At 51.4% G+C, this 24,358-nt stretch carries 25 protein-coding genes; 14 read left to right on the top strand and 11 right to left on the bottom strand.

Annotation, left to right across the window (positions count from 1 at the left end):
- The first annotated feature begins 99 nt into the window (after nucleotides 1-99).
- From ahcY to BUB22_RS10135, 6 genes are all read left to right on the top strand, one after another.
- Nucleotides 100-1,560, top strand: coding sequence for an adenosylhomocysteinase (gene ahcY / locus BUB22_RS10110; RefSeq protein WP_073115021.1), 1,461 nt, complete (start codon nucleotides 100-102; stop codon nucleotides 1,558-1,560).
- A gap of 188 nt (nucleotides 1,561-1,748) precedes the next feature.
- Nucleotides 1,749-4,571, top strand: coding sequence for a DEAD/DEAH box helicase family protein (locus tag BUB22_RS10115; protein ID WP_073115022.1), 2,823 nt, complete (start codon nucleotides 1,749-1,751; stop codon nucleotides 4,569-4,571).
- A gap of 6 nt (nucleotides 4,572-4,577) precedes the next feature.
- Nucleotides 4,578-6,014, top strand: a complete 1,437-nt coding sequence (locus BUB22_RS10120; RefSeq protein WP_073115023.1) for a type I restriction-modification system subunit M — start codon at nucleotides 4,578-4,580, stop codon at nucleotides 6,012-6,014.
- On the top strand, nucleotides 6,011-7,528 hold the full coding sequence (locus tag BUB22_RS16905; protein WP_083535496.1) for a restriction endonuclease subunit S: 1,518 nt from the start codon (nucleotides 6,011-6,013) through the stop codon (nucleotides 7,526-7,528). The genes BUB22_RS10120 and BUB22_RS16905 overlap by 4 nt, the downstream gene beginning before the upstream one ends.
- Before the next feature lie 76 nt (nucleotides 7,529-7,604).
- Nucleotides 7,605-7,892 carry a type II toxin-antitoxin system RelB/DinJ family antitoxin gene (locus tag BUB22_RS10130; RefSeq protein WP_073115024.1) on the top strand — a complete coding sequence of 96 codons (288 nt, stop codon included), beginning with the start codon at nucleotides 7,605-7,607 and terminating at the stop codon, nucleotides 7,890-7,892.
- A complete protein-coding gene (locus BUB22_RS10135; RefSeq protein WP_073115025.1) occupies nucleotides 7,889-8,299 on the top strand; it encodes a putative toxin-antitoxin system toxin component, PIN family in 411 nt (136 codons plus the stop codon). Before BUB22_RS10130 ends, BUB22_RS10135 begins: the two co-directional genes overlap by 4 nt.
- A 41-nt stretch (nucleotides 8,300-8,340) precedes the next feature.
- On the opposite strand, the gene BUB22_RS10140 is transcribed toward BUB22_RS10135, so the two are convergent.
- Entirely contained in the window at nucleotides 8,341-8,919 is a 579-nt protein-coding gene (locus BUB22_RS10140; protein ID WP_083535497.1) for a restriction endonuclease subunit S, read from the bottom strand.
- 134 nt (nucleotides 8,920-9,053) lie between these two features.
- Here BUB22_RS10140 and BUB22_RS10145 point away from each other — a divergent pair, with 134 nt between their 5' ends.
- Genes BUB22_RS10145 through BUB22_RS10155 form a run of 3 tightly spaced genes read left to right on the top strand, consistent with a single transcriptional unit; the run spans nucleotide 9,054 to nucleotide 10,729 of the window.
- Entirely contained in the window at nucleotides 9,054-9,638 is a 585-nt protein-coding gene (locus tag BUB22_RS10145; protein ID WP_083535498.1) for an AAA family ATPase, read from the top strand.
- A 26-nt stretch (nucleotides 9,639-9,664) separates the two neighbouring features.
- Nucleotides 9,665-9,880, top strand: a complete 216-nt coding sequence (locus BUB22_RS10150) for a hypothetical protein (RefSeq protein WP_139258956.1) — start codon at nucleotides 9,665-9,667, stop codon at nucleotides 9,878-9,880.
- Between the two features lie 18 nt (nucleotides 9,881-9,898).
- A complete protein-coding gene (locus tag BUB22_RS10155; protein WP_073115028.1) occupies nucleotides 9,899-10,729 on the top strand; it encodes a tyrosine-type recombinase/integrase in 831 nt (276 codons plus the stop codon).
- A gap of 12 nt (nucleotides 10,730-10,741) precedes the next feature.
- Here BUB22_RS10155 and BUB22_RS10160 read toward each other — a convergent pair whose 3' ends face one another.
- Complete coding sequence (locus BUB22_RS10160) at nucleotides 10,742-10,969, bottom strand: hypothetical protein (protein WP_073115029.1); 228 nt, start codon at nucleotides 10,967-10,969, stop codon at nucleotides 10,742-10,744.
- Between the two features lie 42 nt (nucleotides 10,970-11,011).
- Nucleotides 11,012-11,497: a hypothetical protein gene (locus BUB22_RS10165; protein WP_073115030.1), complete on the bottom strand. Its 486-nt coding sequence runs from the start codon at nucleotides 11,495-11,497 to the stop codon at nucleotides 11,012-11,014.
- 240 nt (nucleotides 11,498-11,737) lie between these two features.
- Here BUB22_RS10165 and BUB22_RS10170 point away from each other — a divergent pair, with 240 nt between their 5' ends.
- The 3 genes from BUB22_RS10170 to BUB22_RS10180 are packed head-to-tail and all read left to right on the top strand — an operon-like array spanning nucleotide 11,738 to nucleotide 13,273.
- On the top strand, nucleotides 11,738-11,944 hold the full coding sequence (locus BUB22_RS10170) for a helix-turn-helix domain-containing protein (RefSeq protein WP_073115031.1): 207 nt from the start codon (nucleotides 11,738-11,740) through the stop codon (nucleotides 11,942-11,944).
- On the top strand, nucleotides 11,937-12,275 hold the full coding sequence (locus BUB22_RS10175) for a HipA N-terminal domain-containing protein (RefSeq protein WP_073115032.1): 339 nt from the start codon (nucleotides 11,937-11,939) through the stop codon (nucleotides 12,273-12,275). The genes BUB22_RS10170 and BUB22_RS10175 overlap by 8 nt, the downstream gene beginning before the upstream one ends.
- Complete coding sequence (locus BUB22_RS10180; protein ID WP_073115033.1) at nucleotides 12,275-13,273, top strand: HipA domain-containing protein; 999 nt, start codon at nucleotides 12,275-12,277, stop codon at nucleotides 13,271-13,273. Before BUB22_RS10175 ends, BUB22_RS10180 begins: the two co-directional genes overlap by 1 nt.
- A gap of 1 nt (nucleotide 13,274) precedes the next feature.
- Here the strand turns inward: BUB22_RS10180 and BUB22_RS10185 are convergent, their stop codons facing one another.
- Nucleotides 13,275-13,529 carry a hypothetical protein gene (locus tag BUB22_RS10185; RefSeq protein ID WP_073115034.1) on the bottom strand — a complete coding sequence of 85 codons (255 nt, stop codon included), beginning with the start codon at nucleotides 13,527-13,529 and terminating at the stop codon, nucleotides 13,275-13,277.
- Between the two features lie 45 nt (nucleotides 13,530-13,574).
- On the opposite strand from BUB22_RS10185, the gene BUB22_RS10190 reads away from it, so the two are divergent.
- Nucleotides 13,575-14,807: an SGNH/GDSL hydrolase family protein gene (locus BUB22_RS10190; RefSeq protein ID WP_073115035.1), complete on the top strand. Its 1,233-nt coding sequence runs from the start codon at nucleotides 13,575-13,577 to the stop codon at nucleotides 14,805-14,807.
- Between the two features lie 205 nt (nucleotides 14,808-15,012).
- On the opposite strand, the gene BUB22_RS10195 is transcribed toward BUB22_RS10190, so the two are convergent.
- Nucleotides 15,013-16,080 (bottom strand): glucokinase, encoded by a 1,068-nt coding sequence (locus BUB22_RS10195; RefSeq protein ID WP_163440842.1) that lies wholly within the window; start codon nucleotides 16,078-16,080, stop codon nucleotides 15,013-15,015.
- A 107-nt stretch (nucleotides 16,081-16,187) separates the two neighbouring features.
- Here BUB22_RS10195 and BUB22_RS10200 point away from each other — a divergent pair, with 107 nt between their 5' ends.
- The gene (locus BUB22_RS10200) at nucleotides 16,188-18,584 is read left to right on the top strand and encodes an FISUMP domain-containing protein (protein ID WP_073115037.1); all 2,397 of its coding nucleotides are present in this window, start codon (nucleotides 16,188-16,190) and stop codon (nucleotides 18,582-18,584) included.
- A gap of 28 nt (nucleotides 18,585-18,612) precedes the next feature.
- Here the strand turns inward: BUB22_RS10200 and BUB22_RS10205 are convergent, their stop codons facing one another.
- From BUB22_RS10205 to BUB22_RS10230, 6 genes are all read right to left on the bottom strand, one after another.
- Nucleotides 18,613-19,692: a tetratricopeptide repeat protein gene (locus BUB22_RS10205; RefSeq protein WP_254794717.1), complete on the bottom strand. Its 1,080-nt coding sequence runs from the start codon at nucleotides 19,690-19,692 to the stop codon at nucleotides 18,613-18,615.
- A gap of 154 nt (nucleotides 19,693-19,846) precedes the next feature.
- The gene (locus BUB22_RS10210) at nucleotides 19,847-20,473 is read right to left on the bottom strand and encodes an energy transducer TonB (RefSeq protein WP_254794718.1); all 627 of its coding nucleotides are present in this window, start codon (nucleotides 20,471-20,473) and stop codon (nucleotides 19,847-19,849) included.
- 293 nt (nucleotides 20,474-20,766) lie between these two features.
- On the bottom strand, nucleotides 20,767-21,171 hold the full coding sequence (locus BUB22_RS10215; protein WP_072798016.1) for an ExbD/TolR family protein: 405 nt from the start codon (nucleotides 21,169-21,171) through the stop codon (nucleotides 20,767-20,769).
- 57 nt (nucleotides 21,172-21,228) lie between these two features.
- Nucleotides 21,229-21,912 (bottom strand): MotA/TolQ/ExbB proton channel family protein, encoded by a 684-nt coding sequence (locus tag BUB22_RS10220; protein ID WP_072811763.1) that lies wholly within the window; start codon nucleotides 21,910-21,912, stop codon nucleotides 21,229-21,231.
- A 10-nt stretch (nucleotides 21,913-21,922) separates the two neighbouring features.
- Nucleotides 21,923-23,506, bottom strand: coding sequence for a MotA/TolQ/ExbB proton channel family protein (locus tag BUB22_RS10225; protein ID WP_254794719.1), 1,584 nt, complete (start codon nucleotides 23,504-23,506; stop codon nucleotides 21,923-21,925).
- Nucleotides 23,503-24,339: a DUF3450 family protein gene (locus BUB22_RS10230; RefSeq protein WP_073115038.1), complete on the bottom strand. Its 837-nt coding sequence runs from the start codon at nucleotides 24,337-24,339 to the stop codon at nucleotides 23,503-23,505. The genes BUB22_RS10225 and BUB22_RS10230 overlap by 4 nt, the downstream gene beginning before the upstream one ends.
- Between the last annotated feature and the right edge of the window lie 19 nt (nucleotides 24,340-24,358).

Raw genomic sequence — 24,358 nt, forward strand, 5'->3', positions numbered from 1 at the left:
ACGTAAAATATGCATAAAACTATATTTATGCATAAATAAGGATGTGCGACCGACAACCACTATAAGATGGTTGCAAAACCCGCGCCAAAAGGAACAATTATGGAATACAAAATTAAGGATATCAACCTCGCGATCGAAGGCCGCAAGGAACTCGACCTCGCCGAAACCGAAATGCCGGGCCTGATGGCGCTCCGCAAGGAATACGCCGGCAAGAAGCCGCTCGCTGGCGCCCGCATCATGGGCAGCCTCCACATGACCGTGCAGACCGCCATTTTGATTGAAACTCTCGTGGACCTCGGTGCCGACGTCCGCTGGGTCAGCTGCAACATCTTCAGCACGCAGGACAACGCTGCCGCCGCCGTCGTGGTGGGCAAGAAGGGAACGATCGAGAACCCGCAGGGCGTGCCCGTGTTCGCCTGGAAGGGCGAAACCCTCGAAGAATACTGGGAAAACACCGCCCGCGCTCTCGTGTGGCCCGACGGCAAGACCGCAGACCTCATCGTGGATGACGGCGGCGACGCCACCATGCTCGTGACCTGCGGCGCCGAATTCGAAGACGCCGGCAAGGTGCCCGAATACAACCCCGCAACCGACAGCGAAGAATGGGGTGTGTTCCTCGCCACCTGCAAAAAGATTTTCGAGAAGGACCCGAAGCAGTGGACCCGCGCCCGCGAAACTCTCCGCGGCGTTTCCGAAGAAACCACTACCGGCGTGCATCGCCTGTACCAGATGGCCCAGGCCGGACGCCTGAAGTTCCCGGCAATCAACGTGAACGATTCCGTGACCAAGTCCAAGTTCGACAACCTCTACGGCTGCCGCCACTCCCTCATCGACGGCATCAACCGCGCCACCGACGTGATGATGGCAGGCAAGATTGCAGTCGTGTGTGGCTACGGCGACGTGGGTAAGGGCTGCGCACAGTCCCTGCGCGGTCAAGGCGCCCGCGTGATCATCACCGAAATCGACCCGATTTGCGCACTCCAGGCCGCCATGGAAGGCTACGAAGTCAAGACCCTCGACGAAGTCGTGAGCATGGCCGACATCTTCGTGACCACCACCGGCAACACCGGCATCATCAGCGCCGCGCAGATGGGCAAGATGAAGCACCGCGCCATCGTGGGCAACATCGGTCACTTCGACAACGAAATCGACATGGCCGGCCTCAAGAAGGTTCCGGGCATCAAGAGGAACGAAATCAAGCCGCAGTACGACGAATGGATTTTCCCCGACGGCCACAGCATCCTCGTGCTCGCCGAAGGCCGCCTGCTGAACCTCGGCTGCGCTACCGGTCACCCGAGCTTCGTGATGAGTGCAAGCTTCACGAACCAGACCATCGCGCAGATCGACCTCTGGCTCAACGCACAGGGCAAGCAGACTGTCGCCGGCATCAAGTACGAAAGCGGCGTCGTCTATACGCTCCCGAAGATTCTCGACGAAAAGGTCGCTCGCCTCCACCTCGAAAAGCTCGGCGTCCACCTCACGACCCTCACCAAGGCCCAGGCCGACTACATCGGCGTGCCTGTGGAAGGCCCGTACAAGGCGGATCACTACCGCTATTAATCGCGAGCGTCGCGCACCCGCGCCTTACATGTCACCCCCGCCTCCGGCGGAAACATCCTCTTATAAAAGGCGCACCTCGCATTAGTGCGGGGGGCACCTTTTTACTTTCATCCCCACTTTTTTGTCATGCCCGCGCAGGCGGGCATCTCTTTTTTTAGAAAATAAGTTATTTTAGGATTTAGAAATTCATGGATGAATTAAAGCCCGAAGAACAAGCTCGTGTTTTGATAGATGAAATGCTCGCCGCAGCCGGCTGGGCAGTTGTTCCGCGTTCTGAGTATTTGGACGTTCCGCATGCACAGGCGGTTACTGAGGCGCTGACCAAAGGGAACAACGAGGCCGACTATCTATTGTTTCTAGATGGAAAGGCTATTGGCGTTTTAGAAGCTAAGCGTGCAGAGAACTCTTTGGGGATGCATGTTGCTGAACAAACGGCGAAGTACTCCGCAGGGGCGCTTCCTTGGTATCAAACATGGACAAAACCTTTGCCATTCCTTTTCATGTGTAATGGCGACAAGTTGCTGTTCTGCGACCGAAGGGATTTCGCTGCTGGAGAGCCTCTGGAGTTCCTTGAACTTAAAAAGATGTTCACGCCGAAAGAAGTCGCAATTCGTGCAGAACTTAGTTCTGAATTTGCAAAAATGCCTGCGGTCCCTGCAGTGCAGACGAAGGTCAAAGCTGGTTTGCGCCAGTGCCAGTACGATGCAATTTGCAACTTGGAACTGAGCTTTAAGCATGGCAAGAAAAAGGCTTTGATTGTTCTTGCAACGGGTGCTGGTAAAACATTTACCGCATGCACAGCGGCGTATCGTCTGCTCAATTATACCCCGGCTAAAAAAGTCTTGTTCCTGGTGGACCGCAACAACCTTGGCAAACAAGCCGAAGGCGAGTTCGGGACATACAAGCTTACGGAAACAGGAATTCCGTTTAGTGATGAGTATGTCGTTCAGCGTCTCCACAACGTGAAGGATATCGAAAAGTCCCATGTGGTGATATCTACCATTCAGCGTCTTTATGCTGTTTTGACCGGGCAAACCTTTGTTGATACCGACGATGACGAATCAGAACTTGATGGTGACACAATAAACGATCAGTCCTCCGTAAGCATTGAACTTCCGCAAGATTTGAAGGTTGCAAGAGATACCTTCGATTTGATTATTGTGGATGAATGTCATCGCTCCATTTATGGCAAATGGAAACAGGTGCTCGATCATTTCAATACGGCTCGTGTTGTTGGATTGACTGCTACTCCGACCGAAGAAGCTTACGCGTTCTTCAACAAGAATACGGTGGTAGAATACACCCTCGAAGATTCTATCCGCGATGGCGTGAACGTACCCCCGCGTGTATTCCGCATCAAGACTTTAGTCAGTTCGCAGGGCGGGACAATCGGTCAGGGCGAACACGTAGAGCGCATTACGCTCTTGGATGGTTCCAAGCAAAAGAAAATTCAGAAAGAGGACCAAAAGTACGAAAGTACCGAACTAGACCGCAGTGTCGTGAACCCGGCACAGATTAGGCTCGTAGTTGACTCCTTTAAGCAAGCCATTTATTCGTCGCTTTACCCGGAACGTTTGAGCGATGACCCTGTCCGCAATTGGAAATATATTCCCAAGACGCTTTTCTTTGCAAAGACCGACAGCCACGCCGACAACATCGTTGATGCCATCAAGCAGTCCTTTGCCGTTGAATTTGAAAAGGTGGGGCTCAAGCTCCCCGAAAAGTTCGTGCAGAAGATTACTTGTAAAGCAGGAAATTCCAATCAGCTGATTTCCGATTTCAGGAACGAGAAGGAATTTCGCATTGCGGTGACGGTGACGCTTGTGGCGACCGGTACGGATGTGAAACCTTTGGAAGTCCTAGTGTTCATGCGCGATATCAATTCTGCCGTACTTTACACGCAGATGAAGGGTCGCGGTTGCCGAACGATGGACGACGACAAGTTCCAGCTTGCAACTCCGAACGGAACGAGTAAGGACTGTTTCTACTTAGTCGATGCGGTTGGTGTTACCGAACACGAAATGAAACTTCCGGGTGCGGCTAGCGATGCGGAATTTCACAAAACCTTGGGACTCGAAAGGTTGATGGAACGCCTGGCCCATGGCGAAGTTCCTGATGAGCACTTGAATTTGTTTGCGGGTTATCTCTCGAAAATAAACAACAAGGCGGAGCAGGAAGATTTGAGCGAAGTTAACAAGTTGCTGGCTCCGACATCCCTGTATTTCTTTGTAAGTCGAATTTATGATGCCCTCACAGGTAAGAACGAATTCTCGACGCATCCTTTACCGGAATACAAGGACATCAACGACGCTAATATTGAGCGCAGGGAATTGATTTCTGCCGTCATCAACAATGTCAAGGTTCGTAAGGTTCTCCTTGAAATCAATCGTGGCTTTATCAAGATTCAGCATGAAGGCACTGATAGTCTAGTTTACTCCGGTTTCAGCATTGATGAATCTAAAAAGTATGCGGAAATCTTTAAGGATTTTATTGAGCAGAATCGTGATGAAGTGGAAGCTCTGCGCATTATCTACAACAGTGAAGATGTTGCCATTACCTACGAAATGCTCTCGGATTTGAAGCGCAAACTCGAAAAGTTTAACCCGATGCTGACCGAGAAAAATCTTTGGACTAGCTACAAGACTTTGTATGTGAATAAGGCCGGTAAAGCGGGAAAAGTCAAGGATCTCGAAAAAGACGAAGTTGGACTTTTGACGAACCTTATACAGTTAGTACGTTATGCTTTGGGGCAAAAAGAGTCGCTTTATTCATTGCAAAGCACTTCTGCCAGCCTTTTTGAATTATATTGCGGTCAAAATCAACGCGTGTTAAACGAAGAGCAAAAGCAAGTGCTTAAGAGGATTGCTCAATATGTTGTGCAGAACGGTTGCGTCTCGGCGCCAATCCTGATGCAGTATGAGAAACCTCTATTCTTACAGGCGGCAAAACTCTTCGGCCCCGAAAATATAAATACCGAAATCCAGAACCTGACAAAGTTCATGTTCCAGTAGAGAAAGATGAAAAAACAGATTGAAGTAAAATCCGAAACAACATTGACAAAAAAGGTCTGGAATATGGCCGATGTGCTGGCGGCTGCCGGCGTGGGCTTTACCGACTACATTATCCAGTTGACTTACTTGCTGTTCCTGAAGATGGATGCAGAAAAGGAATCCTACGGACTCACTAGTGCAATTCCCAAGGGCAACCGCTGGAAAGATTTGCTTTCTCTTGACGGTCCAGATTTGCAGGCGAAATACGAAAAAATTCTTGAAACGCTCAAATCCAAAGACGGCCTGATTGGCGCAATCTTTACCGAAGCGCAGAACAAGATTCAAAAGCCCGCCATGCTTAAAAAGCTCATCAACATGATTGATGAAGAAAACTGGTTCAGCATGGAAGGCGACATCAAGGGTGCTATTTACGAAAGCATTCTTGAAAAGAACGGCCAAGATAAAAAGAGCGGTGCAGGGCAGTATTTTACTCCGCGTCCGCTTATTAACGCCATGGTCGATGTCGTGGCTCCGAAAATTACGGAAACCGTTGCAGACCCCGCTTGTGGAACGGGTGGCTTTTTGCTTGCCGCATACGATTACATGAAACGCCAGAGCAACGATATCGAAAAGTTGAAGTTCTTGCAAACAAAGGCTCTTAGCGGTAATGACATCACGCCTTTGGTGGTGACCTTGGCGAGCATGAACCTTTATTTGCACGATGTCAGCCCGGATACGACTCCTGTCAAGTGCGTTGATTCCTTGGAGCACGAACCTGAACATTTGGTGGATGTTATTTTGGCGAATCCGCCTTTCGGAACGCGTCCGGCAGGTAGCGTGGATATTACCACCATGCGCACCGATTTGATTGTCACGACGACCAACAATCAGCTGAACTTTTTGCAGCACATGATGTTGATGCTCAAGGATGGTGGCCGTGCGGGCGTGGTGTTGCCGGATAATGTTCTCTTTGCAGATGGTGCGGGTGAAACGATCCGCAAAAAACTTTTGACCGAGTTCAACCTCCACACAATCCTCAGGCTCCCCACGGGAATTTTCTATGCGAACGGCGTGAAGGCAAATGTGCTTTTCTTTGTCAAGGGAAGCCCCACCAAGGAAACTTGGTTCTATGATTACCGTACAGGCGTCAAACACACGCTTGCGACAAGACCCCTGAAACGCAGCGATCTTGATGATTTTGTGAGTTGCTACAATGCAAAGAACATCGCCAAGCGCAAGGAAACTTGGAGCGAAGAAAACCCGACTGGGCGTTGGCGCAAGTATGGTGTCAAGGAACTCCTGGCCCGCGACAAGACGAGCCTCGACATAACTTGGATTAAGGACAAGGACGATATTGAAGACGTAACGCTTGCCGATCTTTTAACAAACATCAAGGACGAAGCGAAGGAAATTGCGGCCCACTCCGAAAAACTCGCCAAGATGCTCAAGGGAATCGACGGATGAACACGAAACTCCTGAAGCAAAAAATCCTTGACCTCGCCATTCGCGGAAAACTCACGCAACAACTCAAAAGCGACGGCAATACCGCCGACCTGTTGAAAGAAATTTCCTCTGCATGTCATCCTGAGCGGAGCGCCAAAGGCGCGAAGTCGAAGGATCTCAAGCAAATTATCCCCCTCGACAAAAGCGAAGCCCCCTTTGAAATTCCGGCAAATTGGGAATGGGTGAGATTGGGTGATGTCGCTTATATTGCTTCTGGAAGCACGCCGTCAAAAGATTGTTTTGTTGAAAGAGGCGTTCCTTATCTAAAAATGTATAATTTGAGAAATCAACAAATTGATTTCGAATACAAACCCCAATATATCAAAAGAGAAATTCACGAAGGTAAGTTAGCAAGATCCAAAGCCAAACCTGGCGATGTTATAATGAACATTGTTGGACCTCCGCTTGGAAAGGTTGCGATAGTTCCTGAATCTCTCCCTGAATGTAATTTTAATCAGGCAGCTGTTTTAATTCGAGCCCATTTTTGCACGAATTTAATGAATCAATACATCCGTTATTTTCTATTGCAAATGGATGAAATAAATGCGATTAATACAAAAGGAACTGCAGGTCAAGAAAATATTTCTTTGACTCAAACGCAAAATATGCGTTTGCCGCTCCCGCCCTTAGCAGAACAACAACGTATTGTCGCAAAAATTGAAGAAGCCTTCGCCGAAATCGATGCCATCGAAAAGAACAAGGAACTTCTCAAAACCCATATCAAGCAAACCCGCCAAAAAATCCTTGACCTCGCCATTCACGGCAAACTCGTTCCCCAAAACAAATCCGACGAACCCGCCAGCGTTTTGCTAGAACGAATAACACGTGATAACCCCCATTATGAGAAGATGGGGTTAGACGAAAGACGAGAGACGAAAGACGAGAGAAGCTTTAAAGACAAATGTCATTCCCGCGAAGGCGGGAATCTCCTTGCTCCAATAAGCAAAGATGAAATTCCGTTTGATATACCTGAGAATTGGATTTGGTGCAGATTGGGGGATATTCTTGCTCCAATGCAATCAACAACTCCTAAAGGAGCGTTTTTTAAATATATCGATATCGATGCAATAGATAATTCCACTTGCAGAATTAAAGCACCAAAAATGATTGAATCAAAAAATGCACCTAGCAGAGCTTCACGATTTACTAAAAAAGGTGACATACTATTTTCTTTAGTGCGTCCATATCTTCGTAATATTGCAAAAGTTACCGAAAATGATTATATTGCATCAACAGGATTCTTTGTTTGTTCGCCCATCATTGTCAATTCTGACTTTTGTTTTTTCCTATTGACTAGCAATTATGTTGTTGATGGTTTAAATCAATTTATGAAAGGCGATAATTCACCTTCAATAAGTTCACAAAACCTTATTGATTTCACTATTCCAGTTCCTCCGCTTGCTGAGCAATCTCGAATTGTTGCAAAGATAGAGGAACTATTCGCTGAATTAGATTTAGTTCTTCAAAATGTGTAAATTTACGCCATTTTGACTCAAATCTATTGCATTTTGACGTAAAATAGACTATCTTTATTAAGAAGAGGAGGTCATTATGGCTCAAGTTTCAATGACAGTCCGCATGGATGCGGCCTTAAAAGAAAGTTTTGATTCGCTCTGCTCGGATTTTGGCATGAGTGCCAATACGGCTATGAATATCTTTGCAAAGGCTGTAGTTCAACGCCGCGAAATTCCCTTCAAGATTGAGGCACCAAAAGTGAAGCCTAACGGTGGTTGGGAAGCCTTTGAGGAAATTCGTAAAATGGCAGAAGCAGGAGAACTTCCTGATTTATCAGCGAAAGAAATCAATGAAGAGATACGTCGTTACAGGGCTGGTAAATGAAATTCTATGCAGTCATAGATACAAACGTAATTGTCGCTGCATTGCTTTCGCGTAAAAAAGATGTCGCGACGGTCAAGGTATTGAAAGCCGTTCAAGAAGGTATCATTTTACCTTTAGTTCATCAGCAGATCATTGATGAGTATAAGGAAGTTCTTTGCCGACCCAAATTTCATCTGCCAAGGCATCTTACTGATTCAATCACGGAACAATTGCGGGCAATAGGAATTTTTTTGGACAGAACCCCTAGCAACGAAAATTTCCCTGACCCGAAAGATGTGGTCTTTTATGAAGTTGCGTTGTCTAAAAAGGATTCATTCCTTGTGACTGGAAACATAAAGCATTTCCCCAGTAATCCGATTGTCGTAACTCCTGCGGAGATGATGCGTCTTATTGAAGAAAGTAAATAGGATTTCCCCAAATTAAAATATTTTCAAAGTTGGGAAATAGACTAGACCAAATGGAGAGAAATCTCGTCTAACGATTTAAAGATTTCTTCTATCTTATCCACGATTCTTTTCTGTTCCGCCAAAGGCGGAAGTGGCACCAAAACACCCTTTAACTGCGTTTTATTAAATTTCGCTTGAGTTGTTGATGATGAAATGGACAAAAGAACTTCTTGCCCAACAGGAGAAAGGAAGAAATAATATAACCAGTCTCTCTGAGAGTCGTCATAATGTCGAACCATTATTGAATTTGGAGCAAGTGTCATTCTTTTGTTTAATTTGGGAACGATAAAAACCTTTCCAATTGACCCGATATTACTCAGAAGCAATTCCCCGCCAAACAAATTAGAGTTTGACAGAAATTCATAGCCATGTTTATCTGTATATGTCAAATCTTTTTCAAAATTATTTCGAAAATCAAGCGTACGAACGAGAATGGCGTAATTTTCTTCCTTGTAATATTTGACATTTTCTCTTAAAGAAGCGAAGCTTCCGCTTGCTACAAAATCTGTAACCTGCTTAACAACATCCCCCAACTTAACCCACTCCCAGGAATCAGGAATTTCAAAGGGAACATCGGTCAACTTCTCATAATGGGGGTTATGCCTTCAAAATTTTTTTTTCAAAAAAATCGAAACCCTCTTGACATATTTTCAAAATAGTGTATATTTGTGCAGTAGTCCGTTTTTTATAGCATGTAAACGGAGTGAGGTAGTATATGAGCAAGCAGAATGTGTCGACTTTTACCGCATCAAAATCAGCCGGCAAACTCTATTTTTCCCTAATTTCTAGTATCAAAATGCCGCAAATTTGCTCAATTTGCGAAAAAAGTGCTTATTACATGGCGGAAAGTGGGGTGAAAGGTGCACTTTCCGCAGTGCAATCGGGCATTTTTGGCGAAATTCGCTCAATTATCGGGCGTCATGAGGAGAAAAAAGTTCTCCAAAGGTGTGTGGATAGTGAAAGAGCTGAGTTTGTCGCGATATATGGTCGCAGGAGAATCGGCAAGACTTTTCTGGTAAAGCAGTTCTTTGAAAGCTCGTTTGATTTTTATACGACTGGAGTCTATCAGGTCTCTCGTTCTGAACAATTGAAAAATTGGCAAAAGCAATTACTGAAATACAGTAAACAGAGAAGGAACACGCCTAAAGATTGGTTTGAGGCTTTTGATCAGCTTCAAGAGTATCTGCAATCCTTAAAAAAGGAACGGTTTGTCGTTTTTATTGATGAATTGCCTTGGCTCGATACTCCCAAATCGAATTTCCTAAAGGCTCTTAAAAAGGAGAGAACGGCGCACAGATAGATTTGGTTATTGATCGGAGCGATAGGGTGATTGACTTATGCGAAATCAAGTATTGCGATCGACCGTTTGAAATCAAAAAAGATTATGCAGATTGGCTTAAAGAACGACGTGATATTTTTAGAGAGAATGTGCGAACGAACAAGACTTTGCACCTGACCATGATTACCCCCTTTGGATTGGCTAAAGGGAAATATGAATCCTGTGTTCAAGGATGTGTGACGGCAGCAGACCTTTTTCAATAAGGAGAGGAGATACTTGCGATGGATTGTTTCGTTTTCTACCTTGCAGAAAGACCTTCGTTTTACCAGTATCTGGAAGGACAGAACCTTGCAGTAAATACGATGGATTCGTATTGCTGGACGGCGGATTTTTTCAAGTCGCATTTCGGACGGTTCGGTCGTAAGTCGCTGGCTGATTATAAGAGTTTTCTTTTAGAAAATTACAAACCCAAAACTGTTAATTTGCGGATCCAGGGCATCAACAAGTATTTGGATTTTGCAGGCAAATCGAAGTTACGGATCAAGAATGTCAAGGTTCAGCAAAAAAGTTTTCTGGAAAATGTCATTAGCGATGCGGATTACAAATTTTTGAAAACTAGTCTATTGCAAGATGGTCAGACTAAGTGGTATTTTGTCGTGTGGTTTCTATCGGCGACGGGAGCCCGTGTAGGGGAACTTGTGAAACTCAAAGTGGAGCATGTCGAGTGCGGATTTTTTGACATCTACGGAAAAGGTGGAAAGTTGCGTCGGCTCTACATTCCGGAAACATTGCAAAAAGAAACTTTGCGTTGGTTGGAAAGTGAAGGTCGTTCCAGCGGATACCTGTTCTTGAATCGTTTTGGCAAGCAGATTACCCCGCGGGGGATTGCCTCGCAACTGAAAACGTTCGCAAAGAAGTATGGCTTAGACGAAGCTGTGGTCTATCCGCATTCGTTTCGCCACCGCTTTGCTAAGAACTTTTTGGAAAAGCGAAACGACATCGCTCTGCTTGCTGACCTTATGGGGCACGAACATATCGAAACTACACGTATATATTTGCGCCAGACAGCAAGCGAACAGCGTGAAGTCGTAAATAAGGTGGTGACGTGGTGAAATATGTAAGAATCAGCCCTTCTTCCTAGAACGTCTGAACTTAGCTAAATCAGAAATCATTTCCTGCTCGCTTGCCCAGCCCTTGTTCTCGGCGAAAATCTTCTGGATTTTCGCAAGTGTTGCCCTTGCGCTTTTTTCTCCAATACGAATTTGCGATTTCGGCGATGCGGAATTCTTTACACCTGCATTATAAACCGCAGTCGGTTCACGGACTTCAAACGGGATTCCTTTCTCCGTCACGGCGCGCTTAAAGAATTACAAAAGTCAAGTTTTATATTTCCCTCAAAAGCATTCCACCCACTTGCCGCGGGCGACGGCGCGGGCGTGAATGGGGCCGAGCATCCGGCTGCCTTCCAGCGCCCAGAACACGAGGTAGCTCGATGCGAGATCGACCATGTGCATGCAGTACCTGGCGGTCGCGAGGTTGTGCCGTTCGCGGTTGAAGCACGACACCATCAGCAGGCGCCCGCTCTTCACGGCCTTCTTGCAGAAATCGGGCAGGGTATCCGGCAGCTTGCAGCCCATGAACCACACGGCAGAGCCGCCATATTTCAGAACAAGGTAAAGTATCTCGCATTCCGAGCGCGAATGGAACGTGCCGACAATGCACTTGCGCTGCCTCCCCTTCGCTACCGACCACTGCTCCTTGATAATGCTCCCCACGCTATCCAGCTGCCGCGACGCGAAAACACCGATGCGCGCATGCGGTTTCTGCAGCAGTTCCACGTTGCCTATCGTGCGCATTCCGACCATTTCAAATTCCTTCATCTGTACTCCTTTTTTGGGCATTTCCATTTTCACCGCATAAAAAAAAGACCGTCTCCGCGACAAACGCGGATAGACGATCTAATAATACGGGGCCGGCCACCTGACCGGCTGCTCTAAATATACAAAAATCCGCTTCAACGAAAATCCTGCAATATATTGCGGTTTTCTATTGACAAAAGGCCGGCAATTATATATTTTAACACAAAAACTGCAATATATTGCGGTATCAAGGCTCGTTAAATGGAAAAAATCGGCAAACAAATCGTGGAAAGGCGAAAAAAGAAGGGGCTGTCCCAGCAGGACCTAGCCGAAATGTCCGGCATTTCTCCCAGGACCATCAACTCTGTCGAGCAGGGAAAGGCGAACCCGTCCATAAACGTGCTGAACAAGATGGTTAGGCCTCTCGGTTTCGTGGTCACCTTGAGCGAGCGGGTAAGGCATGAATAGCGTAGCGAAAGTCCGTAGCGCCTGCGTGTACTACAACGACATTCTGGCGGGGTACCTTCTGCAAAACGGGAGGCGCTTCGCCTTCCTCTACACCCCGCAATACATCGCGTCAAAGAATCCGTCCATCGCCCTGGACATGCCCAAGAAGAAGCGCTTTTTCAGTTCACCGTACCTGTTCCCGTATTTTCAGGGCTTGCTGCCGGAGGGCGCGAACAAGGCGTTCTTTTGCAAGCGCCTCGGCATTCTGCATTCCGACAAGTTCACGATGCTCTTGAAACTTGCCAACTACGAGACGATCGGCGCAGTCACCGTGCGCGAGAGGGGGCGCTGATGGGCCGTTGCCATTGCTGCCTGAAGGAGACCGAACGGGATTTCTGCAACGCCTGCTCGAAGGCGCTGTTCGGCGTTTCGAATTTTGATGCGCATCTGGATTATAACGCTCCGCAGCTTGCCTTCGCCCCCGACGGTTCGGTGAAGAGGATTTCGATTTCCGGTGTGCAGACCAAGTTTTCGGCGCGGGTCGACAACAAGAAGCTGACGAGTGCCGACAGGGGCGGGACACACATTCTCAAGCCCATACTGCCTTCGCATTACGAGAACTACCAGGATGCTCCGGCCAACGAACATGTAACCATGCTGATGGCGCGTACGATTTTCAAAATCCCGACCGCACTATCGGCCCTGCTTTATTTCGAGAACGGCGACGCCGTGTTTGTGACCAAGCGTTTCGACGTGGTAGACAGCGGCGAGTATGCGGGTTTCCGCCTGAGCCAGAGCGACTTTGCCCAGATTGCGGGGCTTGTACCCGAAAGGGATGGCGACGACTACAAGTACAAGGGCTCGTACGAGCGCATTGCCGAGTTGATCCGCGAGAACGTGAGCGCGGCCGATGTCGCCGTGGAAGTCTTCTTCAGGACAGTCCTGTTCAATTATCTTGTCTGCAATGGCGATGCGCATGCCAAGAATTTTTCTCTGCAAAATAGCGTTGAGAATCTTGACGTGTACGATTTGACTCCTGCGTACGACTTGCTGAATACGTCGCTCCATATCCCTAACGAGCAATCCCGTACGGCGTTGGACCTGTTCAAGGACGAGGACGATTTCAAGACGCCCTTTTACGAAGCGAACGGATTTTACGGCACTCCGGATTTTATGGAATTTGCCCGGAGAATCGGGGTTGTCGAAAGTCGCGCCCGCAGGTTCATAAAACAGGCGATTGACGCCGTACCCGTCATGGAAGAAATGCTGAATAAGTCTTTTATGAGCGAAAAGAGCAAGGCTCTGTATAAAGAAAATATCCGCGACCGCGCCAAGGCTTTGGGATACTAACCTACCGGTTCCAGCCGGAATGCCCTTCGCCGTAATAGAGGGCGGCGTCTTCGGGGCCAAAGTCGTCGGCCACAGTATCGCGCGGAGAAAGCCACCCGCGCATCTTTTTGATGCGGGCCTTGCGAGCCTCGGCAGCGGTGTCTGCTGAAGTTCGGGCAGCACGGTCCGCGGCATCTTGGGCAGCGTCTTGTGCGGCAGGAGTCGCAGCAAGGTTCGTGCGATTTTCAATGTGCTTTTCGTCAAGTGAATCGGCCATACGTTAAAGATACATTTTTCCTCCCGAAATATCTATCTTTGGTACATGCCAGAGATGTATTCGAAATGGGTTGCCTGCTGGGGCAACGCGACCTCCATCACCGACCGCAAGGAAGCGACCTACGCGAAGGACCTGACGCTGCGTTACCCGATACGCGCATGCTTTTCGGGCAACAAGTTGCGGTTCCATTTCTCGAACCTCACCGGCACAGAACCCGTGACAATTAGCGAAGCGTATGTGGCAAAGGCCGCGCATTCCCCGGCAACCTCGACGCAGTTTATAAACGGCGCGCAGTCCACTGCCAGCGAAACATGTGCCGCGCATCTTGACGCAGCGCAGTCCGAATATGCGCCGGTCGCCATCACGTTCGGAGGGCGCACCTCCGGCACCATCCCCGCGGGCGAAGAAATCCTGAGCGACGAAATCGCATTCGACGTGACCGCGGGCGAGACTCTCGACGTGAGCCTGTACTTCGCGGGCTTCACGCAGATGAACGCGGGCACGGCAATCACGGGCCCGCTTTCGGGCGGCAAGTACAGCTACGGCAACTTCGCGAAATCTGCCACACTCCCCGACAATCTCACGCGCAAGACGAACTGGATTTACTTCCTCAATACGGTCGACATCCTCACCGAAGAGAAGAACTTCGCGCTCGTATGCTTCGGCGATTCGATTACCGCTCAGGACTGGCCCGACTACCTCACGCTGCGCTGTGCCCGCGAGGGGTTCAACAACGTGGCGATTATCCGGCGCGCGGTAAGCGGCACGCGCATCTTGCGGGAATACAGCTGCATCACCTACGCGGCATACGGGCTCAAGGGCGCCACGCGCTTCCCCATCGAGATGAACGTCGCAGGTGCCCGCGCAGTCATAGTGCAACACGGTATAAACGACATCATCCACCCTGTCGGAGTCGAGGTGAACAGGTTCCGCCCGTGGAGCGACATGCCCACGGCCGACGACCTCATCAACGGGGTGCGCTCGCTCTACATTATGCACGCGCGCAAGCTCGGGCTAAAAGTTTATAGCGGGACCCTCCTGCCCATTTACGGCTGGCGCACCTACAACGAGAACCGCGACATCATCCGCATGGCGTTCAACCAGTGGCTCAGAACTGCACCGGAATTCGACGGCTGCGTGGACTTCGACAAGGCCGTCCGCGGGCACGAGAACCCGAAGGCATTCAGTAGCGGATTCGATTCCGGAGACCACCTGCACCCGAGCGCGAGGGCCTACGAGGCCATGGCGGAATGCGTCCCCGAAGAGCTCCTAAAGTAAAAAAAATATAAACACCCATTTTGCGTAATCTAAATCACGCGTTTACCCCTGTAAAATTATTTGCTTCTTACAGGGTGTTTTTTTGCCACCCTATAATTGTATTTTATGGCCATGAGTTCACAAGAAGTACATATTCTCAAGCAAATCGTGCTGCTGGTCGCAGTGGCCATTACGCTTGGCTTTATCTACGGCTAACCAAAGCAGATTACTTCTGCAGGTTCAGGCTCGCATTTGCGGCTCCGTACAAACTAATGCTATAATCCTTGATGATGTACACCGGAATCTTGTTCAATAGCGGACGGATGTTCGGGTTGTAGTTCTTCTCGAAATACTTCATGAACAGGTTGTCGCGCTCGAGCCAGCGCAGGTCCTTCTGCACCGTACCGCCGGCCAGGTAGAGGCCACCCAGGGGCAAGAACAGCGTGGAGGCATCGCTTGCGAAGCGGGCGAGCATCTTCACGAACAGGCGCATCATCTCGGCAGCCACCGGGTCGGTATCGCTCGCGCGGCTGATGTACTTGGGGCGATCGTTGGGTTCGGTTTCCTCAATCTTCTTGAAGGCATCGTTATCGGGAACGCCGCGGGTCTCCTTCCACCATTCGTACATGTTGCGGAGCCCCATGCCGGATACGAGCGGTTCCACGCCGGGCACGGTGCCAATCTTCTTTTCCATGTAATCGTGGAATTCCTGGGAATCCTTGTCAAACGGAGCGAAGGTGGAATGCCCGCCTTCCGAAGAAGCGGGGATGTACTTCTCGCCATCGAACGCGAGGAAGCCGACACCCATGCCGGTACCCGGGCCGATGACCGCCTTGGTCGCCTTCTGCGGGGCGGGTTCACTGCCGTCGGTATGCGTGAGCTTGAAAATCTGCTTGGGGTCGTCCACGTCCAAGGTCGGGATACCGTAGCTGATGGCCATGAAATCGTTGATGACAAGGGTCGGGATGCCGGTCGCCGCAGTGAGGGCATCGCCATCCACGCTCCACGGGAGGTTCGTCATGACGCACTTGTTGGCAGCCACCGGACCCGCGGCACTGATGCACACGTGGCTCGGCTTAAGGTCAGCACGGCTTTCCGCGGCAAGCTTGAGCGTTTCGCGGATAGGAGCGTCAAGACCGTCGATATCCTTGGAGGGGCAGACGGTTTCGAGAATCAGAGTGAACTTGCCGTCTTTGTAGCCTACGAGGCCAAGGTTCGTGTTGGTGCCGCCAATGTCGCCTGCAAGGACGAGGCGGTCAAACTTTGCATCGGGATTAAGCCATTTGATTTCCATAAAAAACTCCGGTATTTGTACGTAATGAATATAGGAAAAACCGAAACGCATAACCGGAGAACCCGACATTTTAGGTATATTTTATGCGGGATGTTAAAGGAGGATGAATGAAACATTCTGTGCTTGGATACCTACCTGGCCTGTGTGCCCTGACTGCGGCAACGGCTTTTTTTACTGCCTGCGGCGATGACGACGACTTCGCCCCGGTTTCGAGGAACCGCGGGTACGACTACGCGTTCACATCGACCAAGGAATTTGCGGAGTACCCCTGCAACGACGTTCGCGAGGGCCGCGAGGCGATTGTCGGGCGCGAGAAGGAAAGTTACTACTGCGAGTTCAACTCCCGCGACTCGGTGTACATCTGGGTCGGCGATACTGACACGCTCACCGCTGAGGGCCGCGAGTTCCATCGGGCGGAAAGTTCGAGCAGTTCTTACCGCTCGTCGAGCAGCTATTCCTATGAGGAAGTGTTCAATCCGGATATCGACTATGGCCCCATGACAGACCCGCGTGACGGCAAGACATACAGGACTGTCGTCGTGAATGGCCAGCTCTGGATGGCGGAGAACCTGAACTACTCCGGCAATAACGTGGGAAAGGCACCCTGCTACAATAACAGCGATTCGCTTTGCGCGCAGTTTGGCCGCCTTTATAGCCGCGATGCCGCGATGGACGATTCACGATGCGAATATCTGTCGAGCTGCGACCTGGGTGAAGGCCCCATCCAGGGAATCTGCCCAGACGGATGGCATATCCCGACCGTAGCGGAAATGGAAGACCTCGTGAATTTCGTAGGCGACTATGCACCGCGTTATAAATCAATGGGATCAACCTGGAGTTATAACGACGGAACAGATACTTACGGGCTCTCCTTCCTAGGAGCGGGGAACTGGGATTCCGACGACGGTTTCGAGGACATCCACAGATACGAAGTGACATGGGCCTACGCGCCGGACACATATCAGCATTACCTGCTAGTCGGAGGCTCTGGAGGTATCGTAGAGGTAATAAGTTATAAGGATTCAGAATATTATAGCTCAGTGCGTTGCGTTAAAGGGAAGGCAAACCCAGTCTCCTCGAGCAGTTCCTACAGTTCGTCGAGCAGCAGCTACAGCTCATCGAGCAGCTACTACACCAGCGTATGGTCCAGCGAGAACCCTTCCAGCAGTTTCTCCATAAGTTCCAAGGAAGACCTGTTCAACCCAAGCCTGACCTACGGCACAATGACCGACCCGCGCGACGGCAAGACATACAAGACCATAGAATTCAATGGACAGACCTGGATGGCGGAGAACCTGAACTTCTCCGACTCGAGCATTGTCCCGCTCCTGGAAGGGCACAACACGTGCTACCACGAAAAGGAGAGCGAATGCGAACTCATGGGCCGCCTGTACAGCCGTGACGCAGCGATGAATTCCTCCAGTTGCGCTTTCGGTCGTTCATGCAGTTTGGGTGACGGTCCCATTCAGGGAATATGCCCCGACGGCTGGCACGTCTTGACATACAGTGAAGCCAAAAATTTGGTAAACTATGTAGAAAGTGATGAGGACAAAATAAGGTCACACTACGGCTGGGGGGCAAGCGCAGTGGGAACGAATGACTATGGACTCTCCTTTGTTGCGACAGGATCCTGGGAGGCCGGAAACTACGACTCCAGGGGCGGATTCTCATACACATGGACTTATTATAACGGCTATTCTAATCAATACTACTTACTTGTTAAGTATAATGACGTATCTATTTCCAGTTATTCGAGCAAGGAAGTATATTTCCCCGTCCGCTGCATAAAGGATGGCCCGGTTTCGTCGAGCAGCGTTTCGTCGAGCAGCGTTTCATCCAGTTCCGTGAGCAGTTCGTCAAGAGCCAAACAGGCAGATGCCGAGCCGTACCTAGAAGCCGCCGGCGAGCAGTTCAACCCGGACATCGAATATGGCACCATGACGGACCCGCGCGACGACAAGACATACAAGACCGTAAAAGTCGGTAGTGCAACATGGATGGCGGAGAACCTGAACTACGCCGGCAACGAAATTGGAGTATCTACCTGCTTCAACGACGACGACCGTTTCTGCGAACTATACGGTCACTTTTATAGCCGCAGCGCGGCGATGAATTCCTCCAGTTGTGCCTATAAATCTTCATGCGACCTGGGTACCGGCCACATCCAGGGAATCTGCCCTGACGGGTGGCATATCCCGACAAATAAGGAGGCGCAAGACCTTGTAAATCTTGCTAGCGGACACGCACTCCCGTTGATGTCGGCAAAGGGATGGAAAACAGGAATTACACCCGGGACTGATACATACGGGCTCTCCTTTGTGGGCTCTGGATGCTATTGCAGCGATGATGGATTCCATTCTTTGGGTGAATATGGACGTCTATGGGTATATTATGCATCCTCGACCCAATACTACATTGTAATAAGGGGATCAGAAAATGAAGCGGAAGTATGGGACTATAACGACGAAGAGTGCTATAACCCAGTCCGCTGCGTGAAGGATTAAAATTTGTCCGGCTCACTCGCCGGACTTTTTAGTTCTTCTCGAATTCCAAGATGTCCGCCTGCACGGTGATATCGTCGGGGAAGTACTTCTGCGCAACTTTCAGCAGGCGGAGCGCTTCGCCATCGCGCTTTTCGGCGTGGGCATCGTAGGCCATGTTCTTGAACCCGTAGACAGATTCCGCGTTGCCCTGTTTTGCCGCAAGTTCATATGCGGACTCGGCGCGGTCAAGGAACTTCGCGTCGTAAGCGAGGTTCCCGAGGAATATGGCCGCATCGCTGAATTCCGGCTTGATTTGTACCAGGTTGTTGAGCACGTCCATCGCGATAAACGGCTTGTTGTCTTCGGCGAGAACGTCTGCTAGTTTGTACATAGTGGCAGTGTCATCGGGGCGGACGCCCAGCGCTTCGCGGTAAGCGGCGGCACTTTCCTCGAACTGCTTGTTCAGGCGGTACACGTCGCCGAGATACACGAGAAAATCCACCTCGTCGGGGTGCACGGCGTAGCCCTCGCGGATAACGGCTACGGCGCGCTCGAAATCGTTCAGCGCGATGTTCGCCTCTGAAAGCTGGTAGACGATGCTTATGTCTTCCTTGTCGAGCTGGTACGCCTTCTCGATGGCACGCAGCGCGCCGACCGCGTCGCCGGTTTTACCGTAGGCTTCGCCGAGGTAAAGCCAGCCCGAAACGTTTTCGGGCTCCAGTTTCAACGCCCTGTGGTACGCCGCCACGCATTCGGGGTACTGCTTGAGCCTAAAGTACACGCTCGCCATGTTGAAAAGCGCAGGGGAAAACGCCCCGTTCGAGAAGTCGACGGCCTTGCGGTACGTGGCGGCGGCATTCGGCAGGTCGTTTTGCTGGTAGTAACTGTTCGCGATGTTGAAACTGGTGGCGACGGGGTCCGCGCCGCGGGATTCCGCCTTGCGGTAGAGCATGATGGCCTGCTTGAATTTGCCGTCGCGGTAGAGGACGTTCGCGCGCTCCATCAGGTCGTACGCGGATTGCGCCGCGAAAGCAGGTATTGCGAAGAGTAAGGCGACTAGCAAGGAACCGCGGGCAACGAGACTACGAGAATTATAGGCAGCGAGATGCCCACGCAAGCCTCGTCTCAATTCATAAAAAATATTTATCAATTTGAACAAATTCATAAATTTCATTGAATCCTTCGACTACATCACTTCGTGACTCCGCTCAGGATGACACCATACATTACTTTCCATTCCACACTTCGCACTTCACATTCCACATTACACACTACACATCGCATCAGTCCCTGAACTTTACCTCGAAAGGCTGTTCCATGCCGCAGAAGGGCACCGCCTTGCCCGCCTTTTCGGCTGGCGCGAACGTCATACGCGATAGCGCCTCTCGGCCGGCGGCGGCGAGCCCGGAACCTGAGGGAGATTCCTCCAGCACCTTGATATCGTACGCCTTGCCGTTCACGTCCACACAGAAACTGAGCCGCAGCATCGCATCGATTTCGCGGTCACGGATCTGCGGGGGCACCTGAAAATTCGGGTACGCCCTGCTTTCGGGCTTCTTGTCCACGTCGCCCTTTTCGGTCGAAAGCGTCCCGCCGCGGAAATCGGCCACCATGTCCTCGCTCACGGCGGCGCCGGCGTTACCCGATGCCGTCCCGAGATTCATCGCGAAACGCGGCCCCGCCTTCGGGGAACGCGAATTGGATTTCTGGCGGTCGGGCTTGCGCGCGGGCTTTTTCTTCTCGACCTTCTTCTCGACTTCTTCCACCTTCTTCACTGCAATTTCGGTCTTGTTGTATTTCTTTTCGTGGAACACCTTGCCCGTCAAGAAGAGGTTCGCCATCGTCACGGAGAACACGAGCAAACAGCTCGCGAGGATAGCCGCGATGAGGATAGCAAAACGCTTCAGCAATTTTTTAAAAAACTTCAATACCATTATTCTATCTATTCTGATATTTTATCTACTAAACTCTAGTTACTACTTCTTGTCTGGATTGCCACGTCCCCTTACAGGGGCCTCGCAATGACGCCGTTCTGCCTACCAGGTTCTAATTACCGCTTCACATCTAGATCCTTCGACTCCCCCTTTACAGGGGTCGCTCAGGATGACACCGCAAAACATTCCAAATCTCACACTCCACATCATCAATCATCAACCATCAATCACCAACTATCCATCATCCATCATCAATCATCAATTATCAACTACTCCGCCTGTGCCGCGATGGAGACCTTCTTCACTCCGGCCAGGTTGCACATGTCGATTACCTGCACGAGCACGCCCGTCTCGGCACCCTTATCCGCAATCACTACGGCCTCGCGGTCGGGCGCCTTCGCAAGCGACTGCTTCAAGATATCCTGCAGGCTCGCGAGGTCCACCTGCCGCTCGTTCATGTGGATAGTGCCCTCACGCGTAATCGCAATCAGCAGGTTTTCCTTCTCGAGCTGGCTTGCGGACTGCGCCTGAGGCTTGGTCACGTCCACGCCCGTCTCGCGGGTAAACGAGGACGTCACCACGAAAAAGATGAGGAGGATGAACACGATGTCCATCAGCGGGCCCATCTCGATGCCCATATCCTTCTGCTTTCTTCTCGGCAAGTTGAATTCCATAATAAATCCTTCATTCCTGGATTGCCACGGCTTCTTTCGAAGCCTCGCAATGACGAATCACGGGCACTTCCTCTCCACAAAATAATTCTCTATAACGGTCGCGCCGAGTTCCATCTTCTGGCGCAGCATTTCTACGCGCTCGTCCAGGCGCTGCTTCAGGAGCGTGAGCGGGAACGCCACCAGGAGCCCGCTCTGCGTAGATATCAGAGCCTCCGAGATACCGTCGGCCATGAGCACCGGGTTCTGGTTCCCGTACAACGTAATTACCTCGAAGGTAGAGACCATCCCCGTCACCGTGCCAAGCAGGCCCAGCAACGGCGCCGCAGATGCCATCACGGATACGATATGGTTTCCCTGCTCCATGTAGCGCACCGTCTTCATCATGCGCACCTGCATGTAGTCGCGGAAGCCTTCGGGATTGGTGCTCGCGACGTCAATCGCATAGCAGAGTTCCCGCGAGAGGAGCCCGCCTCGCTTGCGCAGCCTGCGGAGGGCCTTCTTCACGCTGGGCGGTTCCGCATTCTTCTCGTCTTCCTCGATTCCGCCGTTCAGGTCCACGCGCATGCGCTTGATGACCTTGTGGATGTCGGTGCGGAAAAAGTCGCTCCCGATGCGGAACCAGCTCGAAAACAGGTAGTAGAAACCCACGACACCCGCCAAGAGAATCGGGAGCATTACCACACCGCCGGCATGGTACGTATTCTCGAGCGACTCGATGAGTATGTAGTGGGTATTTGTCATGGCTCGGAACTTATTCTTTCTTCCCGAAAATGCGGTTCAGGAGTGCGGTGCTCTGCACGTACATCTCGCTTGTGACCTTCTCGATTTTTTCGCTCAGGAGGCCGTGCAATATCATCACGGGGATTGCAATCACGAGGCCCGTTTCCGTAGTCACGAGAGCCTCCGAAATGCCACCCGCAAGCACGCGCGCGTCGTTCGTGCCCACCTCGGTAATCACCGTGAACAGCGTGATGATACCCGTCACCGTGCCGAGCAGGCCGAGCAGCGGGGCAATCGAGCCCATCGCGGCAAGGAGCCCCATGCGGCGTTCCAGTTTCGGCTGCTCGCGGAGCAATGCCTCCTGCAGGGCGCGTTCCGCATCCTCGCGCTTGTCGCGGGCGCGGTTCAGCACCGCAAAGAGCACCATCGAGAGGCTCGTTTCCTTCTTGAGGCAGAGGCCAGCCGCATCCTCGTAGCGGTTCTCCTTCACGAGAGCGTCGAGCTTGCGGTTGAACCTGCGGCTCAGATGCCCGCGGTAGCTGAGCACCAGGAAGCGTTCCAGGCAAAGCAGCAGCGCGAAAATCGCCACCAGCATGAGCGGGTACATCACGATGCCGCCCTTCCTGAAGAACGCCTGGAATTCCTCGCGCCAGGTAAGTTCCTTCGTGTCGGTAATCGCGTTCTTGACCGCCTTGTTCTGCAATACATCCAGCGGGATAGAGACAACCGTGGAAGCCCCCGAGGCCTGCGATACGGCCTGCTTTATATTCGCGGCCATCTCCGGCGGGAGCGTCGCGTTCCATTCGAATATCTTGCCCTGCAATGCACCCGAGCGGAGCAGCGCCTGCACCTCGCCGTTATCCTGCGTGACCTCGCCCAAAAAGACCGTACCCAGGCGCAAGCGGTTCACGTTCACGTCGGGGCGGTTGCCCACCTGTGAAGTCTCGCGCCCGTAGAATTGCGTGTAGGTCAGTTCGTGACGCAGCAGCAAGTCATTCATAAAATTCTGCACCGCGCCAACCGTATTCGGCACCTTCTTCTCGGCATCCTCGGAGGCCTGCTTCAGGCGAATCAGGCGCCCGTTCATGCCCACCGGGTAATCGCCCACCACGTCACCGAGAGCCTTGTCAATCGAAAGCTTTACCTGCGTGTTGAGCGCATCGTATGCCGATTCATCGGCCTGCGCCTTCTCCTCGGCATCGCCCGTCATGCTCCTGCTCGCCATGACCTCCTCGTTCACGCGGCCAAGATCCGTCGAGAGCTTGGAATAGCGGCCGTCAAGTTCACGCGATGCTGCCTGGTGCTCCTCGGTCAGTTGCGACTCGGCATAGCGCTTGCGCCAGTGTTCCGCCTCGAGTTTCTCGAGCGAGTCCGCCTTCTGCAGGCGAATGCGGGTAAGCGCCTCTACCTCGCGCTGCAAGCTGCGCACCTCTTCCATCTGCAGGGAATCCTTGATGCGCGCCTGGTCCTCGGCGGACTGTTTCTTTTCGCCCGAAGACCACGGCCATGCGAATGCGGATGAGGCCAGCAACAAGAAGGCAAATAATGCAAGTCTAGATCCTTCGACTTCGCGCTTCGCGCTTCGCTCAGGATGACACATTACGAACTTTTTCATCTTTCACCTCCCACGATAGAGAGGCTCACGGGCAACTTCACGATCTGGGGCGGTTTCTTCGCCTGCTTCACGTCGAGCGCGAGCTTCACCGCCGCGCGTTCTTCCAGGTTCAATTCCTCGTTCCATTCGTAAACGACCTTCCCGTCTTCGACCTTGCGCACCAGCGCACCGAAAACCGTGCCGTTGTCATCGCTGTAGACCATCCACTGGTTCCCGATTCGCAAAATAGAGGCGTTGATGAGTTCGCCGTTCTTGCGGGTGAGCGGGCTGTTGATAATCGCCACCTCGTCGCCGAACTTGGTCTCTTCGGCAATGAGCGACTTGAGGCGCGAAAAGCCTTCCTCCTCGCTTGCGTTCCCGCTCTCGATGTCGCGGGTCAGGGATTTTACGCGATCGAGCCTGCTTTCAAGTTCCCACGGGACCGTCTGCGCCACCTGCGATTCGAGCTTCTTGCTGATACCCGCAAGTTCGGTACGCAGCGCCTTGCGCTTTGCTGCAACGTTGTCTGTACGGTTCTTCGCGCGGGCCTGCTTATTGCGTTCCGCCTGGAGTTCACCCGCAACCGCCTTTATCTTCGCGTTCAGGCTATCGATTTCGGCACGGCGGCGTTCCGTGTCGGCCTTGTAGCGCTGCTGCAGAGTCTTGTAGCGGGAATCGTCCGCCTTGAGCATCGAATCCGTCGCCGAAATCTGGCGGTTCAGTTTCTGGATTTCGGAATTCAGTTTTTCCTTTTCAAGCTTCAGGTCCTGAATTTCGGAAGCGCGGTCGGCAAGGGCCGGGCCCGAAACAAGCAGCACCAACAGCACGAAAGGCAATAATCTTAAACGTTTCATAACTTTCCGCAATGGTTAG

Origin of the sequence: Fibrobacter sp. UWCM (assembly GCF_900129735.1) — a bacterium.
In the GTDB taxonomy this organism is placed as follows: Bacteria; Fibrobacterota; Fibrobacteria; order Fibrobacterales; family Fibrobacteraceae; genus Fibrobacter.